Source organism: Paracoccus sanguinis, from assembly GCF_012689545.1.
GTDB classification, from domain to species: Bacteria; Pseudomonadota; Alphaproteobacteria; order Rhodobacterales; family Rhodobacteraceae; genus Paracoccus; species Paracoccus panacisoli.
The window spans coordinates 622,303-638,190 of sequence record NZ_CP051542.1 but is presented as its reverse complement, the minus strand read 5'-3'; the positions used below and the strand labels follow the sequence as shown (position 1 = coordinate 638,190).

17 protein-coding genes are annotated in these 15,888 nt (G+C 69.6%); all 17 read left to right on the top strand.

All coding sequences use genetic code 11. From position 1 onward, the window contains the following. Positions 1-167 precede the first annotated feature (167 nt). The 17 genes from uvrA (at position 168) to HGN31_RS02970 (ending at position 15,887) form a co-directional block, all read left to right on the top strand. The gene (gene uvrA / locus HGN31_RS03050) at positions 168-3,071 is read left to right on the top strand and encodes an excinuclease ABC subunit UvrA (RefSeq protein WP_168782290.1); all 2,904 of its coding nucleotides are present in this window, start codon (positions 168-170) and stop codon (positions 3,069-3,071) included. Then, positions 3,068-3,835 (top strand): alpha/beta fold hydrolase, encoded by a 768-nt coding sequence (locus tag HGN31_RS03045; protein ID WP_036731009.1) that lies wholly within the window; start codon positions 3,068-3,070, stop codon positions 3,833-3,835. The genes uvrA and HGN31_RS03045 overlap by 4 nt, the downstream gene beginning before the upstream one ends. A gap of 17 nt (positions 3,836-3,852) precedes the next feature. Then, positions 3,853-4,194 (top strand): hypothetical protein, encoded by a 342-nt coding sequence (locus tag HGN31_RS03040; protein ID WP_036707122.1) that lies wholly within the window; start codon positions 3,853-3,855, stop codon positions 4,192-4,194. 244 nt (positions 4,195-4,438) lie between these two features. After that, positions 4,439-4,804 (top strand): NADH-quinone oxidoreductase subunit A, encoded by a 366-nt coding sequence (locus HGN31_RS03035; RefSeq protein ID WP_036699587.1) that lies wholly within the window; start codon positions 4,439-4,441, stop codon positions 4,802-4,804. After that, positions 4,795-5,328: a NuoB/complex I 20 kDa subunit family protein gene (locus HGN31_RS03030; RefSeq protein ID WP_172645167.1), complete on the top strand. Its 534-nt coding sequence runs from the start codon at positions 4,795-4,797 to the stop codon at positions 5,326-5,328. Before HGN31_RS03035 ends, HGN31_RS03030 begins: the two co-directional genes overlap by 10 nt. A gap of 3 nt (positions 5,329-5,331) precedes the next feature. Beyond that, positions 5,332-5,979: an NADH-quinone oxidoreductase subunit C gene (locus HGN31_RS03025; protein ID WP_052171604.1), complete on the top strand. Its 648-nt coding sequence runs from the start codon at positions 5,332-5,334 to the stop codon at positions 5,977-5,979. Further along, positions 5,976-7,217, top strand: a complete 1,242-nt coding sequence (locus HGN31_RS03020) for an NADH-quinone oxidoreductase subunit D (protein WP_168782289.1) — start codon at positions 5,976-5,978, stop codon at positions 7,215-7,217. The genes HGN31_RS03025 and HGN31_RS03020 overlap by 4 nt, the downstream gene beginning before the upstream one ends. A gap of 112 nt (positions 7,218-7,329) precedes the next feature. Continuing rightward, positions 7,330-8,205 carry an NADH-quinone oxidoreductase subunit NuoE gene (gene nuoE / locus HGN31_RS03015; protein ID WP_168782288.1) on the top strand — a complete coding sequence of 292 codons (876 nt, stop codon included), beginning with the start codon at positions 7,330-7,332 and terminating at the stop codon, positions 8,203-8,205. A 27-nt stretch (positions 8,206-8,232) separates the two neighbouring features. Next, positions 8,233-9,105, top strand: coding sequence for a hypothetical protein (locus HGN31_RS16275; RefSeq protein WP_211096325.1), 873 nt, complete (start codon positions 8,233-8,235; stop codon positions 9,103-9,105). Next, complete coding sequence (locus tag HGN31_RS03005) at positions 9,102-9,413, top strand: DUF5337 domain-containing protein (protein WP_168782287.1); 312 nt, start codon at positions 9,102-9,104, stop codon at positions 9,411-9,413. Before HGN31_RS16275 ends, HGN31_RS03005 begins: the two co-directional genes overlap by 4 nt. A gap of 12 nt (positions 9,414-9,425) precedes the next feature. Then, positions 9,426-10,721: an NADH-quinone oxidoreductase subunit NuoF gene (gene nuoF / locus HGN31_RS03000; RefSeq protein ID WP_036699595.1), complete on the top strand. Its 1,296-nt coding sequence runs from the start codon at positions 9,426-9,428 to the stop codon at positions 10,719-10,721. A 110-nt stretch (positions 10,722-10,831) separates the two neighbouring features. After that, positions 10,832-11,242, top strand: a complete 411-nt coding sequence (locus HGN31_RS02995) for a DUF5333 domain-containing protein (protein WP_036699597.1) — start codon at positions 10,832-10,834, stop codon at positions 11,240-11,242. A gap of 5 nt (positions 11,243-11,247) precedes the next feature. Then, positions 11,248-11,703, top strand: coding sequence for a hypothetical protein (locus HGN31_RS02990; protein WP_139305957.1), 456 nt, complete (start codon positions 11,248-11,250; stop codon positions 11,701-11,703). 106 nt (positions 11,704-11,809) lie between these two features. Then, a complete protein-coding gene (gene nuoG, locus HGN31_RS02985; RefSeq protein ID WP_036707129.1) occupies positions 11,810-13,831 on the top strand; it encodes an NADH-quinone oxidoreductase subunit NuoG in 2,022 nt (673 codons plus the stop codon). Positions 13,832-13,836: 5 nt separating this feature from the next. After that, the gene (locus tag HGN31_RS02980; protein WP_036707130.1) at positions 13,837-14,625 is read left to right on the top strand and encodes a hypothetical protein; all 789 of its coding nucleotides are present in this window, start codon (positions 13,837-13,839) and stop codon (positions 14,623-14,625) included. Between the two features lie 18 nt (positions 14,626-14,643). Beyond that, positions 14,644-15,708, top strand: coding sequence for an NADH-quinone oxidoreductase subunit NuoH (nuoH, locus tag HGN31_RS02975; RefSeq protein WP_052171606.1), 1,065 nt, complete (start codon positions 14,644-14,646; stop codon positions 15,706-15,708). A gap of 2 nt (positions 15,709-15,710) precedes the next feature. Continuing rightward, entirely contained in the window at positions 15,711-15,887 is a 177-nt protein-coding gene (locus HGN31_RS02970) for a hypothetical protein (protein ID WP_168782286.1), read from the top strand. Position 15,888 lies beyond the last annotated feature (1 nt).

Genomic DNA, 15,888 nt, shown 5'->3' with positions numbered 1-15,888 from the left:
GAAGAACACGACCCCCCGGTGACAGTCCAGTTGCGAACGCCCGCCGCCCGCGACCCTTTCCCCGCGCCCGAGTTCGCGCTATGTTCCGGGTGTTGGGCGTTGGCCGCCCGGGTTGCGTTCCGCCATCCCGTGCCTATCTCATGCGCTTGTCCCCGATTGAGGTCCGTATGGAACAGAAGTTCATCGAGGTTCGCGGCGCGCGCGAACACAACCTCAAGGGCGTGGACATGGACATTCCGCGCGACAGCCTGGTGGTGATCACCGGGCTGAGCGGGTCGGGCAAGTCCAGCCTTGCCTTCGACACCATCTACGCCGAGGGCCAGCGCCGCTACGTCGAGAGCCTGTCGGCCTATGCGCGGCAGTTCCTCGACATGATGGGCAAGCCGGACGTGGACCATATCTCGGGCCTCTCGCCGGCGATCTCGATCGAGCAGAAGACGACCTCGAAGAACCCGCGCTCGACGGTCGGGACGGTCACGGAAATCTACGACTATCTGCGGCTTTTGTTCGCGCGCGCCGGCACGCCCTATTCGCCGGCGACCGGCCTGCCGATCGAGGCGCAGCAGGTGCAGGACATGGTGGACCGGGTGCTGGCGATGCCCGAGGGCACGCGCGCCTATCTGCTCGCCCCGATGATCCGCGACCGCAAGGGCGCCTATGAGAAGGAGCTGCTGGACCTCCGCAAGCGCGGCTTCCAGCGGGTCCGCATCGACGGGGCGTTCCACGAGCTCGACGCGCCGCCGGCGCTGGACAAGAAGCTGCGCCACGACATCGACGTGGTGGTGGACCGGATCGTGGTGCGCGGCGACATCGCCACGCGACTGGCCGACAGCTTCCGCACCGCGCTGGACCTCGCCAACGGGATCGCGGTGCTGGAAACCGCGCCGGCCGAGGGCGAGGGCGAGCCCGAGCGCATCACCTTCAGCGAGAAATTCGCCTGCCCGGTCAGCGGCTTCACCATCGCCGAGATCGAGCCGCGGCTGTTTTCCTTCAATGCCCCCTATGGCGCCTGCCCGGCCTGCGACGGTCTGGGGGTGGAGCTTTTCTTCGACGAGCGGCTGATCGTCCCCGACACCGGCCTGTCGGTGGCGCAGGGGGCCATCGCGCCTTGGGCCAAGTCCAAGTCGGCCTATCTGACCCAGACGATCAACGCGCTCGCCAAGCACTACGGGTTCGACCGCAAGACGCCGTGGCGCGACCTGTCGGACGAGACCCGCAACCTGTTCATGCACGGCTCGGGCAAGGACGAGATCCGCTTCCGCTTCGACGACGCCGGGCGGGTCTATGAGGTCAGCCGCACCTTCGAGGGCGTGATCCCGAACATGGAGCGGCGCTACCGCGAGACCGACAGCGCCTGGTCGCGCGAAGAGATGGAGCGCTATCAGAACAACCGCCCCTGCCATGTCTGCAACGGCTGGCGGTTGAAGCCCGAGGCGCTAGCGGTGAAGATCGCCGGCACGCATATCGGGCAGGTCACCGACCTCTCGATCCGGGAGGCGCTGGCCTGGGTCGAGGCGGCGCCGGAGAGCCTGACGGCGCAGAAGAACGAGATCGCCCGCGCCATCCTCAAGGAGATCCGCGAGCGGCTGGGGTTCCTCGTCAACGTGGGGCTGGACTACCTGACGCTCAGCCGGGCCGCCGGGACGCTCTCGGGCGGCGAAAGCCAGCGCATCCGGCTGGCCAGCCAGATCGGCAGCGGGCTGACCGGGGTGCTGTATGTGCTGGATGAGCCCTCCATCGGCCTGCACCAGCGCGACAACGACCGGCTGCTCGATGCGTTGAAGGGGCTGCGCGATCAGGGCAACTCGGTGATCGTGGTCGAGCATGACGAAGACGCGATCCGCCACGCCGACTATGTCTTCGACATGGGGCCGGGGGCGGGGGCGCATGGCGGGCAGGTGGTCGCCAAGGGGACGCCGGCCGAGATCGAGGCCAACCCCGAGAGCCTGACCGGCCAGTATCTCGCCGGGGCGCGCGAGATCCCGGTGCCGGCCGAGCGCCGCAAGGGCAACGGCAAGAAGGTCGTGGTCGAGGGTGCGACCGGCAACAACCTCAAGGACGTGACGGTGGGCTTCCCGCTCGGCACCTTCACCTGCATCACCGGCGTCTCGGGTGGCGGCAAGTCCACGCTGACCATCGAGACGCTGTTCAAGACCGCCTCGATGCGGCTGAACGGGGCCCGCCAGACCCCGGCGCCCGCGCGGGCGATCAAGGGGCTGGAACATCTCGACAAGGTCATCGACATCGACCAGCGCCCCATCGGCCGCACCCCGCGGTCGAACCCGGCGACCTATACCGGCGCCTACACCCATATCCGCGACTGGTTCGCCGGGCTGCCCGAGTCCAAGGCGCGCGGCTACAAGCCCGGGCGCTTCAGCTTCAACGTCAAGGGCGGCCGCTGCGAGGCGTGCCAGGGCGACGGGGTCATCAAGATCGAGATGCACTTCCTGCCCGACGTCTACGTCACCTGCGAGACCTGCAAGGGCAAGCGCTACAACCGCGAGACGCTCGAGGTCGAGTTCAAGGGCAAGTCCATCGCCGACGTGCTGGACATGACGATCGAGGACGCGCAGGCCTTCTTCAAGGCGGTGCCCTCGATCCGGTCCAAGATGGACGCGCTGCTCGAGGTGGGCCTGGGCTACGTCAAGGTCGGCCAGCAGGCCACGACGCTCTCGGGCGGCGAGGCGCAGCGGGTGAAGCTCGCCAAGGAACTGGCGCGGGCCTCGACGGGCAAGACGCTCTATATCCTCGACGAGCCGACGACGGGGCTGCATTTCGACGACACCCGCAAGCTGCTCGAGGTGCTGCATTCCCTCGTCGATCAGGGCAACACGGTGGTGGTGATCGAGCACAACCTCGACGTCATCAAGACCGCCGACTGGATCATCGACATCGGCCCCGAGGGCGGCGACGGCGGCGGCGAGATCGTGGCTGAGGGCACGCCCGAAGAGGTCGCGGGGATCGAGGCGAGCCACACCGGGCGCTATCTCGCCCCTATGCTGGCGGCGGCCGAGGGTCGGCGGGTGGCGACCGCGAAGCCCGCGGCGAGAAAGCGCAAGTCGGCGGCATGACCCCCGACCGGCGGATGATCGAGACGCCGGCTGGCCGGATCGCGGCGGCGCTCTGGCCGGGGCAGGGCGACCGCGCGCCGTTGGTCCTGTTTCACGATTCGCTGGGCAGCGTCAGCCTGTGGCGGGATTTTCCCGGTCGGCTGGCGGCGGCCACAGGGCGGGGCGTCATCGCCTATGACCGGCTCGGTTTCGGCGACTCGGACCCGGCCACGGGGCGGCTCGCGCCGGATTTCGTCGCCACCGAGGCGACGCAGGGCTTCGAGGCAGTGCGGGCGGCGCTGGGGATCGGGCGCTTCGTCGCGCTGGGTCACAGCGTCGGCGGCGGCATGGCGGTCTGCGCCGCGGCGGCCTGGCCCGAGGACTGCGTGGCGGTCATCTCGATCTCGGCCCAGCATCGCAACGACGACCGCATCCGCGACGGCATCCGCGCTGCCAAGGCGGGGTTCGCGGCGCCCGGCGCGCTCGACCGGCTGGCGCGGCACCACGGCGACAAGGCGCGCTGGGTGCTCGACAGCTGGACCGAGACGTGGCTTTCGCCCGCGTTCGCCGAGTTCACCCTCGCCCCCTGCCGCGCCGCGGTGCGGTGCCCCGTGCTGGCCCTGCACGGCGCGGCCGACGAATACGGCACCCCCGATCACGCACGCGCCATCGCCGGGCCCGACGGGGTGCTTGACGTGATGCCGGGGCTTGGCCATTTCCCCCACCGCGAGGCCGAGGCCGCCGTGGTGGACCGCATCGCGGGCTTTCTCGCCCCGCTGCCCTGACGCCGAAAGGACACGATATGACCGCCGAGATACCGCAATTCCCCCGCACCGACGATGGCGCCGGCTGGGCGTGGGGCCTCGACGGCGAGACGCCGGCCGAGGTCTGGGAACGCTTCTCGCCCGCCTACGAGGCGCAGGCCGAGCGGGTGATGCGCGCCGTCGCCGCGCGCGGGCTGACGCCCTCGATCGACGGGGCGGGCAGCGAGGATGGCGAGTTCATCGCCGGGCAGGACCGGGCGGGGAACTATGTGCTGCTGGTCCACCTCGAGGAGCCCGCCTCGGCCCGCGAGATCGCGGCGCTGGACGAGCCCGGACTGCAGGCGTGGCTGGACGAGACGATGGACGGCCGGCTCGAGTGACCGACTGACGCACGGGGCAGGGCGCGCGCCTTGCCCGAGGGGCGCGGCGGGCGCGCGGCGCGCCCCCGGCGCGGCTCGGGGCTGCGTCCCGAATGGGTGCGGCGAAAATGCCGCGCACCGGCGCCTCCGACCCCCCGTAAACCCCGGCGCATCGCATTGACCCTTTGCGGCGGCGCAGCTAAACCCGATCGCAGCCAAGCCACTCGCACGGGCGTGACCGTCGCGATGTCAGGGAGCGTCATCCGTGGACTATCTGCTGTCCGAATACCTGCCGATCCTCGTCTTTCTGGGGATGGCCTCGGCGCTGGCGATCATCCTCGTGCTCGCCGCCTGGATCGTCGCGGTGCGCAATCCCGACCCCGAGAAGGTCTCGGCCTACGAGTGCGGCTTCAACGCCTTCGACGACGCCCGGATGAAGTTCGACGTGCGCTTCTACCTCGTGTCGATCCTGTTCATCATCTTCGACCTCGAAGTGGCCTTCCTGTTCCCGTGGGCGGTCAGCTTCCCGACGCTCTCGGACGTGGCCTTCTGGTCGATGATGCTGTTCCTCGGCGTGCTGACCATCGGATTCGCCTATGAATGGCGGAAGGGGGCCTTGGAATGGGCGTGATGACGGGTGCCAATACCGCCGGGGCCGACCGCGAGTTCGCCACCGCCGAGCTGAACCGCGAGCTGCAGGACAAGGGGTTCCTGCTGACCACGACCGAGGACATCATCAACTGGGCGCGCAACGGCTCGCTGCACTGGATGACCTTCGGTCTGGCCTGCTGCGCGGTCGAGATGATGCAGACCTCGATGCCGCGCTATGACCTCGAGCGCTTCGGGACCGCGCCGCGCGCCTCGCCCCGGCAGTCGGACCTGATGATCGTCGCGGGCACGCTGACCAACAAGATGGCCCCGGCGCTGCGCAAGGTCTATGACCAGATGCCCGAGCCGCGCTACGTGATCTCGATGGGGTCCTGCGCCAACGGCGGCGGCTACTACCACTACAGCTACAGCGTGGTGCGCGGCTGCGACCGGATCGTGCCGGTGGACATCTACGTGCCCGGCTGCCCGCCCACCGCCGAGGCGCTGCTCTACGGGATCCTGCAACTCCAGCGGCGCATCCGCCGCACCGGCACGCTGGTGAGGTAAGTCATGGCCGTCTATCCCGATCCGCAGGCGCTGGCCGAGCTGGGCGAGCTTCTGGCCGCGCGGCATGGCAACGAGATCCTGTCGGCCGACGTGGCCTTCGGCGAGCTGACGCTGACCATCCACGCCAAGGGCATCGTGGGGCTGGTCAAGGCGCTGATCGACAACCCGGCGGCGCGGTTCGCGACCCTCGTCGACATCACCGCGGTGGACCACCCCGACCGGGCGGCGCGCTTCGACGTGGTCTGGCACCTGCTCTCGATGCATACCAACCAGCGCATCCGGCTCAAGGCCGCGGTGCGCGAGGACGAGCTGGTGCCCTCGCTCGTGTCGGTGATCCCCTCGGCCAACTGGTTCGAGCGCGAGGTCTTCGACATGTTCGGGATCGCCTTCTCAGGCCACCCCGACCTGCGCCGCATCCTGACCGACTACGGCTTTCAGGGTCACCCGCTGCGCAAGGACTTCCCCACCACCGGCTATGTCGAGGTGCGCTGGGACGACAGCGAGAAGCGCGTGGTCTATGAGCCGGTGAAGCTGACGCAGGAATACCGGCAGTTCGACTTCCTCTCGCCGTGGGAGGGGGCCAAGTACGTCCTGCCTGGCGACGAGAAGGCCCCGGCCACGACCGGCGTGACCGCGGAGGGCAAGAAATGATGGACGGCGATTTCCGCGACAACCACTATGACGACGGTTCGGTCGATGCCGTGACCGGCGAGCAGCGGCTGCGCAACTTCAACATCAACTTCGGCCCGCAACACCCGGCAGCGCATGGCGTTCTGCGCATGGTGCTCGAGCTGGACGGCGAGGTGGTCGAGCGCGCCGACCCGCATATCGGCCTGCTGCACCGCGGCACCGAGAAGCTGATGGAAAGCCGCACCTACCTGCAGAACCTGCCCTATCTGGACCGGCTGGATTACGTCGCCCCGATGAACCAGGAGCACGCCTGGTGCCTGGCGATCGAGCGGCTGACCGGCACCGTGGTGCCGCGCCGCGCCAGCCTGATCCGGGTGCTGTTCTGCGAGATCGGGCGCATCCTCAATCACCTGCTGGGCCTGACCACCGGGGCGCTGGACGTCGGCGCGCTGACCCCGCCGCTGTGGGGCTTCGAGGCCCGCGAAGAGCTGATGGTGTTCTACGAGCGCGCCTCGGGCGCGCGGCTGCACGCCGCCTATTTCCGCCCCGGCGGGGTCCATCAGGACCTGCCGCCGGCGCTGCTGGACGATATCGAGGCGTGGTGCGCGCGCTTCCCGCGGCTGGTCGACGACCTCGGCACACTGCTGACCGAGAACCGCATCTTCAAGCAGCGGCTGGTCGATATCGGCATCGTCACCGAACAGGACGCGCTGGATTGGGGGTATTCCGGGATCATGGCCCGTGGCTCGGGCCTCGCCTGGGACCTGCGCCGCAGCCAGCCCTATGAATGCTACGACGAGTTCGAGTTCGAGGTGCCGGTCGGCACCAACGGCGACTGCTACGACCGCTATCTCTGCCGCGTCGAGGAGATGCGGCAGTCCTGCAAGATCATGCAGCAGGCGGTGGCCAAGCTCAGGGCCGAGCCTGCGGGCGACGTGCTCGCGCGCGGCAAGCTGACGCCGCCGCGGCGCGCCGACATGAAGCGCGACATGGAAAGCCTCATCCACCACTTCAAGCTCTATACCGAGGGCTTCAAGGTCCCGGCGGGCGAGGTCTATGCCGCGGTCGAGGCGCCGAAGGGCGAGTTCGGCGTCTATCTGGTCAGCGACGGCACCAACAAGCCCTATCGCGCCAAGCTGCGCGCGCCGGGCTTCCTGCATCTTCAGTCGATGGACTGGATGGCGGGGGGGCACCTGCTCTCGGACGTCCCCGCCATCATTGCCACGATGGACATCGTGTTCGGCGAGGTGGACCGGTGATCGACCCCGCCGCCCTCACCGCCTCGGCCGCCACGGCCTCGACCGCCCTCGGGCAGCATCCGGCCGTGGTGCTCTGCCTTGCCGCCATCCTCGTTCTGGGAAGCCTCGCCTGATGCTGCGCCGCCTGTCTCTCGTCCAGCCGGACTCGTTCGCCTTCACGCCCGAGAACCTGGCGTGGGCCAAGGCGCAGATGACCAAGTACCCCGAGGGTCGCCAGCAGTCGGCGGTGATCCCGGTGCTGTGGCGCGCGCAGGAGCAGGAGGGCTGGCTCTCGCGGCCGGCCATCGAGGCCTGCGCCGACCTGCTGGGGATGCCCTATATCCGGGTGCTCGAGGTCGCCACATTCTACTTCATGTTCCAGCTGCATCCCGTTGGCCGGATTGCACATATCCAGATCTGCGGGACCACCACCTGCATGATCTGCGGGGCGGGTGAGCTGATCGACGTGTGCCGCGCGCGGGTCGCGCCGGCGCCGCACACCGTCTCGGCCGACGGCAATTTCAGCTGGGAAGAGGTCGAGTGCCTCGGCGCCTGCTCGAACGCGCCGATGGCCCAGATCGGCAAGGATTACTACGAAGACCTGACCGCCGAGAAGCTCTCGGCGCTGCTCGACGCGCTGGCCGCGGGGCAGGTGCCGGTGCCGGGGCCGCAGAACGGCCGGTTCTCGTCCGAGCCGCTGGGCGGGCCGGTGGCGCTGAAGGCGACCGAGAAGGCCGAAGAGCTGAACGCCTCGGCGACGCTGGCGGTCAAGCTGCGCGACACGGTCAAGCGGATCGACGGGTCGGAAGTGCCGATCCTGACCCCGTGGCGGCGCCGGCCCGAGCAGGCCGACCCCGACGCCCCGCAGGTGGAGCCGACGCCCTCGGCCGGGCGTCCGGCCGACAAGACCGGGGTGACGGTGCAGGAGGCCGCCGCGACCTCGCCCGGCAAGCCCCAGTCGAAGGGCGAGCCCGCCGGGCAGCCCGCCGATGCGAAGGATACCCACTGACCTGACCCGAACCTCAAGGACGCCCCGATGACCGACTGCGCGCGCAAATGCTGGATCTTCGCCGCCCTCATGGGGCTGGTGGTCTGGCTGATGGCGATGGGCCACGGCGGCGCGGGGGTGTTCGGCGGCCTGTTCCTGGCGTTCGTCACCGCCTGGCTGCTCGGCGGCCTGCTGGTGCTGCTGTTCTGCGGCAGCGAGGTCGAGGCGTATGAGCCCGAGCCGCTGCGCGTGGCCGAGCCCCTGTCCGAGGCCGACCTGGCCGAGGCCGCGGCCGCCCGTCAGGCCCGCTTCGGCCAGGTCGAGATCACCCGCGCGGCGCGCCCCGAGGGGATGGGCCGGGCGCCGCAGGGCGCCACGACCGACGCGCGGCAGGCGGTGACCTTCGAGCCCTCGGCCGAGGTGGCGCGCGAAGAGCGGGTGGCCGACGAGGCCCCGGCGCCGATCGAACTCGGCGCGCCGGCCGGGGCGAGCACCGATCCGCGTCAGGCTGTGACCTTCGAGGGCGGGGACCGTCCGGCCGAAGGCGGTGCGGCGCAGGACATCGAGGCGCGGCGCGATGATGCAGCGGGGGACCGTGAGTCGGCGTCCGCGCCGGTCGCGGAGGTTCGGCCAGTGGGCGAGGTGCAGCCCGCCACTACGGATACCTCGGCAGACCGCGACGACCTCGGCCGGATCCTCGGGATCGGGCCGGTGCTGACCGAGTGGCTGAACGACAACGGCGTGACCCGCTTCGCGCAGATCGCCGCCTGGACCGATCAGGACGTGCTGGAGTGGGGCGAACGCCTCGGCCGCAATGGCGGGCGGATCGAGCGGGACGACTGGGTCGGGCAGGCGCGCATCCTTGCGGCCGGCGGCGAAACCGAGCATTCCCGCCGCGTGGACCGGGGCGAGGCGACATGACGGCGCAGCACCCTTCCCATGACGCGGCGCAGATGCGCCTCGCCGGCGGCGTGATGGCCGCGGCGATGGTGCTATGGCTCGCGGCGAACTGGGCGGGGCAGCGCTTCGGCTGGGCGCCGGAGTATGCGTTCCTAGCCGATCTGGCGGCGATCGGGGCGCTGGTCTGGGCGCTTCTGGTGACGTGGCGGGTCTGGCGGCGCGGGCGCGCCGCAGAAGTCGCACCGAGGACCGGCCCGGCGCCGGCACAGGACAAACGGCGCGCCGGCGGCGCGGCGGCACCGCGTGGCTCACGCCCGCGCAAAGGATAGGACGACGACGCGATGCTGAGCGATCAGGACCGGATCTTCACCAACCTCTACGGGATGGGCGACCGCAGCCTCAAGGGCGCGCGGGCGCGCGGCCATTGGGACGGCACCGCCGAGATCATCGCCCGCGGCCGCGACGGGATCATCGACGAGATGAAGAAATCCGGCCTGCGCGGCCGCGGCGGCGCCGGCTTCCCCACGGGCATGAAGTGGTCCTTCATGCCCAAGGAAAGCGACGGGCGGCCCGCCTATCTGGTCATCAACGCCGACGAATCCGAGCCCGCGACCTGCAAGGACCGCGAGATCATGCGCCACGATCCGCACACGCTGATCGAGGGCGCGCTGATCGCCAGCTTCGCCATGGGCGCGCACGCAGCCTATATCTATATCCGCGGCGAATACATCCGCGAGCGCGAGGCGCTGCAGGCGGCCATCGACGAATGCTATGACGCGGGCCTTCTGGGCAAGAACGCCGCCAAGTCGGGCTGGGATTTCGACCTGTTCCTGCACCACGGCGCCGGCGCCTATATCTGCGGCGAGGAAACCGCGCTTCTCGAAAGCCTCGAGGGCAAGAAGGGGATGCCGCGGATGAAGCCGCCGTTCCCGGCCGGCGCGGGCCTCTATGGCTGCCCGACGACGGTGAACAACGTCGAATCCATCGCCGTCGTCCCGACCATCCTGCGCCGCGGCGCCGAGTGGTTCGCCGGTTTCGGCCGCCCGAACAACGCGGGCGTCAAGCTCTTCGGCCTGACCGGGCACGTCAACACGCCCTGCGTCGTCGAAGAGGCGATGTCGATCCCGATGCGCGAGCTGATCGAGAAGCACGGCGGCGGCATCCGCGGCGGCTGGTCGAACCTCAAGGCGATCATCCCCGGCGGGGCCTCGTGCCCGGTGCTGCCGGCGCATCTGTGCGAGGATGCGATCATGGACTTCGACGGGATGCGCGAGCTCAAGTCGAGCTTCGGCACCGCCTGCATGATCGTCATGGACAACTCGGTCGACATCGTGAAGGCGATCTGGCGGCTGAGCTACTTCTTCAAGCACGAGAGCTGCGGCCAGTGCACGCCCTGCCGCGAGGGCACCGGCTGGATGATGCGGGTCATGGACCGGCTGGTCCGCGGCGAGGCCGAGATCGAAGAGATCGACATGCTGCTGGACGTGACCAAGCAGGTCGAGGGGCACACGATCTGCGCCCTGGGCGACGCGGCCGCCTGGCCGATCCAGGGGCTGATCCGGCATTTCCGCGAAGAGATCGAGGACCGCATCAAGGCCAAGCGGACCGGGCGCATGGGGGCGATGGCGGCGGAATGAGCGGCGCGGTCGATCCTCGGCAGGCCGATCACGGGCGGTTGACGCGGGCTTGCGGCGAAACCGCGCGCCGGCGACCCTATATTGCAGGCATCTGCAAGAAGGATGTGCCCATGAAACGCCTCAGGACCGGACTGCTCGCGCTGACCGCGCTGGCGACGCTCGCCTCGCCCGCGGCGGCGCTCGAGCCGCTGTCGAAAGAGAAATACATCAACGACCGGCTGATCGCGGCGCGCGTCGCCGACCGTATCCGGCGCGAATGCCCGTCGATCGACGGGCGGATCGTGCTCGCCTACAGCCAGGCGCGGGCGCTGCAGCGCTATGCGCTCGACAAGGGCTACAGCAAGGCGCAGATTGACGCCTTCCTCGACGACAAGGCCGAGAAGCAGCGCATCTATGCGGTGGCCGAGGACTACCTCGCCCGCAACGGCGCGAAGAAGGGCAACGCCGAGAGCTTCTGCGCCATCGGCCGGGCCGAGATCGCGGGGCGGACCGTCAGCGGTTCGCTGTTGGTGGCGAAATGAAACAGGTGATCCGCTGGATCGGCATGGGCATCGTCGCCGCTGCGGCGTTGACGATGGTATTTGCCGACATGGTGCTGGCCCAGCCCGCGCAGGCGCCGGCCCAGACCCACGTCGTGGACTATCAGGTGCGGCTCGACCTCTTCTCGCCGCTCGACGTGCGCTGCCGGGGCACCTCGCCCGAGGGGCAGGTGCGGGCCGGGCGCGACCTGATGGGGCGCGACCTCGTGACGCTGCACGGCCCCTATGCGGGGATGCAGATCCTGTGCGAACGACCCGGCGCGGGCCGGTTCCTGATCGACGCGCGGCCCGACCCGCGCGACCCGCTGGCCGTGCAGGTGGACGCCATTCTGCTGTTCCGCGAGGGGCAGCAGGTGCCGCTGATGCTGGTCGAATCGCCCGGCCAGCGGGGCGGCCCGCTGCCGGTGCGGGGGAATGTACAGAGGCTCGCGGCCGGCAACTGAGCCGACCGCGGGACGGACGACCGGCGGCGCGCGACGGTGACAGGCGACCGGACGACGCGCCGCGGATGAGACCTTGCCGGATCGGCATGACGAGGAAGACAGGCAGATGAGCGACACCCGCACGATCAAGATCGACGACCGGCTGATCGAGGTCGATCCGAACCTCACGCTCATCCAGGCCTGCGAGCAGGCCGGGATCGAGGTCCCGCGCTTCTGCTATCACGAGCGGCTGTCGATCGCCGGCAACTGCCGGATGTGCCTCGTCGAGGTGGTGGGGGGACCGCCCAAGCCCGCGGCAAGCTGCGCGATGCAGGTCAAGGACCTGCGCCCCGGCCCGGACGGCGCGCCGTCCGAGATCCGCACCAACTCGCCGATGGTCCGCAAGGCCCGCGAGGGGGTGATGGAGTTCCTGCTCATCAACCACCCGCTCGATTGCCCGATCTGCGACCAGGGCGGCGAGTGCGACCTGCAGGACCAGGCGATGGCTTACGGCGTCGACTTCAGCCGCTACCGCGAGCCGAAGCGGGCGGCCGACGACCTGAACCTCGGGCCGCTGGTCGAGACGCACATGACCCGCTGCATCTCGTGCACCCGCTGCGTGCGCTTCACCACCGAGGTGGCGGGGATCACCCAGATGGGCCAGACCGGCCGCGGCGAGGACAGCGAGATCACCTCGTACCTCGGCCTCACGCTCGATTCGAACCTGCAGGGCAACATCATCGACCTGTGCCCGGTGGGGGCGCTGGTCTCGAAACCCTACGCCTTCACCGCCCGCCCGTGGGAGCTGACCAAGACCGAGTCGATCGACGTCATGGACGCGCTGGGGTCGAACATCCGCATCGACACCAAGGGCCGCGAGGTCATGCGCATCCTGCCGCGCAACAACGACGGCGTGAACGAAGAGTGGATCAGCGACAAGACCCGGTTCGTCTGGGACGGGCTGCGCCGGCAGCGGCTGGACCGGCCCTATGTCCGCGAGAACGGGCGCCTGCGTCCCGCGACCTGGGACGAGGCGCTGACGGTCGCCGCGCAGGCGATGAAGGGCCGCAAGGTCGCCGGCCTGATCGGTGATCTGGCCCCGGTCGAGGCGGTGTTCGCGCTGAAGCAACTGATCGAGGGGATCGGCGGCACCGTCGAGTGCCGCACCGATGGCGCCCGTCTGCCGGCCGGGAACCGCGCCGGCTACGTCGGCACGGCGAGCATCGCCGACATCGACCGGGCCGAGATGATCCAGCTCATCGGCACCGACCCGCGGACCGAGGCGCCGGTGCTCAACGCCCGCATCCGCCGCGCCTGGGCGCGGGGTGCGCAGGTCGGGCTGGTCGGCCCGGCGGTGGACCTGACCTACGATTATGCCCATGTCGGCAGTGACCGTGCGGCGCTCGAAAGCCTGTCCTCGCGCGAGATCTCGGACGAGACGCGCGGCAAGGAGACGCTGGTGATCGTCGGCCAGGGCGCGCTGCGCGAGGCGGACGGGGCGGCGGTGCTGGGCCACGCCATGCGGCTGGCCGAGAACTCGAACTCGAAGCTGCTGATCCTGCACACGGCGGCCAGCCGGGTGGGGGCGATGGACGTGGGCGCCGTGACCGAGGGCGGTCTTGCGGCCGCCGTCGAGGGGGCCGAGGTGATCTACAGCCTCGGCGCCGACGAGGTGGACGTGGCACCGGGCGCCTTCGTCATCTACCAGGGCAGCCACGGCGACCGCGGCGCGCACCGGGCCGACGTGATCCTGCCCGGCGCCTGCTACACCGAGGAGAACGGGCTTTTCGTGAACACCGAAGGCCGTCCCCAGCTGGCCATGCGGGCGAACTTCGCCCCCGGCGAGGCCAAGGAGAACTGGGCGATCCTGCGGGCGCTCTCGGCCCGTCTGGGCAAGACCCAGCCTTGGGACAGCCTTGCCCAGCTGCGCCGGGCGCTGATCGACGCGGTGCCGCATCTGGCGCAGATCGACGAGGTGCCGGCGAACGTCTGGCAGCCGGTCGAGGCCGGGCCGCTCGGCCGGGCCGATTTCCGCGGCGCGGTGGGCGATTTCTACCTCTCGAACCCGATTGCCCGCGCCTCGGCGCTGATGGGCGAGCTGTCGGCGATGGCCATGGCCCGGCGGGCCACGGCTCTGGCGGCGGAGTAACCCCCGTGCGCGGCGGGCTGTCCCTTCTGGTGGCGGTCGCGGTCTCGGTCGGGGCGCTGAGCGGCTGCGGCCAGCGCGAGTCGGGCGGTCAGGGGCTGGCGACGCCGCCCCGCGCCAAGCCGGACGAGGTCAAGGTCAAGATCGTCGATCGCAGCATCGCGGGCACCAAGCTGAGCCGGGCCCGCGTCTCGACCAAGTCGGGCGACATCCTGATCCTCGAGCACGACGGCTCGGTGACCGAAGTGGCGCTCGACAGCCCCGCCGGGCAGGAGGCGTTCCAGGTCACCGAGGCGGAACTCGAGGCGCTGAATGTCAATCTCGGTCTCAAGCTGAAGCCGGCGGACGTGGCGAATTTCGACGTCGTTGCGCCTGAAAAGCCACGCCTGCCGACGGCGCAGGAAAAGGCGCTCGAGGAATTCGCCGCCCGCACCCGGCCGGCGCTGCCCGCCTTTCCCAAGGGCTTCAAGGCCGACCCGCAGGATTTCGTGGCCGCGCGCGTCCAGCCGCTGGCCGGGGACCGGCGCGGCGACCTGGTCGAGGTCAGCGCGAACCTCAGGCCGGGGGTGGACGCCGATGTGGCGTTCGCCTATGCCACCTGCGCGTTGGCCGGGTGGGCCAAGGGCCAGAACAAGCCGTTCGGCCGGCACATCCGCACCTTGCAGGAACGGCGCGACGGCAAGCTGGTCGTCGGGTCGGTCTTTACGCTGTCGGACACGCGGCCCATGGGCTTGCGGGTCATGGAAACACAAGACACCCTGCGCGCCTGCAGGGACAGCGGCATTCCGGCCGCATGACGAGGGGGCACGTTCCGCATGGCTGACTTTCTGGCGTCCCCGCTCGGCATTGCCGTGATCCTGCTCGCGCAGGGTCTGGGAATCATCGCCTTCGTGATGATTTCGCTGCTGTTCCTCGTCTACGGCGACCGCAAGATCTGGGCCGCGGTGCAGATGCGCCGGGGTCCGAACGTGGTCGGCCCCTGGGGCCTGCTGCAGTCGGTGGCCGACGCGCTGAAATACGTCGTCAAGGAAATCGTCGTCCCGGCGGGGTCGGACAAGTTCGTCTTCTTCCTCGCGCCCTTCCTGTCGATGATGCTGGCGCTGTTCGCCTGGGTGGTGATCCCTTTCGCCCCCGGCTGGGTGATGGCCAACATCAACGTGGGCGTGCTGTTCATCTTCGCGGTCTCCTCGCTCGAGGTGTACGGCGTGATCATGGGCGGATGGGCCTCGAACTCGAAATACCCGTTCCTGGCCTCGCTGCGGTCGGCGGCGCAGATGATCTCGTACGAGGTGTCGCTGGGGCTGATCATCATCGGGGTGATCATCTCGGCCGGCACGATGAACCTCAGCGGCATCGTCGAGAGCCAGCGCGGCGCCTACGGGATGTTCAACTGGTACTGGCTGCCGCATCTGCCGATGCTGGTGCTGTTCTTCGTCTCGGCGCTGGCCGAGACGAACCGCCCGCCCTTCGATCTGTCCGAGGCCGAATCCGAGCTCGTGGCCGGGCACATGGTCGAATACTCCTCGACCCCCTACCTGCTCTACATGGCGGGCGAGTACATCGCGATCTTCCTGATGTGCGCGCTGATCTCGATCCTGTTCTTCGGCGGCTGGCTGTCGCCCATCCCGGGGCTGCCCGACGGGGCGCTGTGGATGGTCCTGAAGATGTGGGTCTGGTTCTTCATGTTCGCGATGGTGAAGGCCATCGTGCCGCGCTACCGCTACGACCAGCTGATGCGGATCGGCTGGAAGGTCTTCCTGCCCCTGTCGCTGTTCTGGGTCGTTCTGGTCGCCTTCCTGGCCCGGTTCGACGTGCTGGGCGGGGCCTGGGCGCGCTGGGATCATCTGGTGCCGATCGGCACCACCATTGTGGGGGGCTGACCATGGCCGCACATGAGCTTGCCGCAGCACTGGCCGCGGCGTCCGAAACCGACAAGGCGACGCTGGCGCAATACGTGCTGCACGCGCTCGAGCGCGCGGGCGTCCCGCACGACTCGGCCGCCAAGCGGCTGATCGTCGGCGCGATGGACCGCTATGCCGACGAGGAGGGGAACGTCTGAG

Excerpts from the sequence above, each read along its gene's own strand:
- nuoG (WP_036707129.1), top strand. The coding sequence starts at position 11,810 with ATGAGCGACACCCGCACGATCAAGATCGACGACCGGCTGATCGAGGTC.
- HGN31_RS03040 (WP_036707122.1), top strand. The coding sequence starts at position 3,853 with ATGACCGCCGAGATACCGCAATTCCCCCGCACCGACGATGGCGCCGGC.
- uvrA (WP_168782290.1), top strand. The coding sequence starts at position 168 with ATGGAACAGAAGTTCATCGAGGTTCGCGGCGCGCGCGAACACAACCTC.
- nuoE (WP_168782288.1), top strand. The coding sequence starts at position 7,330 with ATGCTGCGCCGCCTGTCTCTCGTCCAGCCGGACTCGTTCGCCTTCACG.
- HGN31_RS02995 (WP_036699597.1), top strand. The coding sequence starts at position 10,832 with ATGAAACGCCTCAGGACCGGACTGCTCGCGCTGACCGCGCTGGCGACG.
- HGN31_RS03030 (WP_172645167.1), top strand. The coding sequence starts at position 4,795 with ATGGGCGTGATGACGGGTGCCAATACCGCCGGGGCCGACCGCGAGTTC.
- HGN31_RS03020 (WP_168782289.1), top strand. The coding sequence starts at position 5,976 with ATGATGGACGGCGATTTCCGCGACAACCACTATGACGACGGTTCGGTC.
- nuoH (WP_052171606.1), top strand. The coding sequence starts at position 14,644 with ATGGCTGACTTTCTGGCGTCCCCGCTCGGCATTGCCGTGATCCTGCTC.
- HGN31_RS03005 (WP_168782287.1), top strand. The coding sequence starts at position 9,102 with ATGACGGCGCAGCACCCTTCCCATGACGCGGCGCAGATGCGCCTCGCC.
- HGN31_RS02970 (WP_168782286.1), top strand. The coding sequence starts at position 15,711 with ATGGCCGCACATGAGCTTGCCGCAGCACTGGCCGCGGCGTCCGAAACC.
- HGN31_RS03025 (WP_052171604.1), top strand. The coding sequence starts at position 5,332 with ATGGCCGTCTATCCCGATCCGCAGGCGCTGGCCGAGCTGGGCGAGCTT.
- nuoF (WP_036699595.1), top strand. The coding sequence starts at position 9,426 with ATGCTGAGCGATCAGGACCGGATCTTCACCAACCTCTACGGGATGGGC.
- HGN31_RS03045 (WP_036731009.1), top strand. The coding sequence starts at position 3,068 with ATGACCCCCGACCGGCGGATGATCGAGACGCCGGCTGGCCGGATCGCG.
- HGN31_RS16275 (WP_211096325.1), top strand. The coding sequence starts at position 8,233 with ATGACCGACTGCGCGCGCAAATGCTGGATCTTCGCCGCCCTCATGGGG.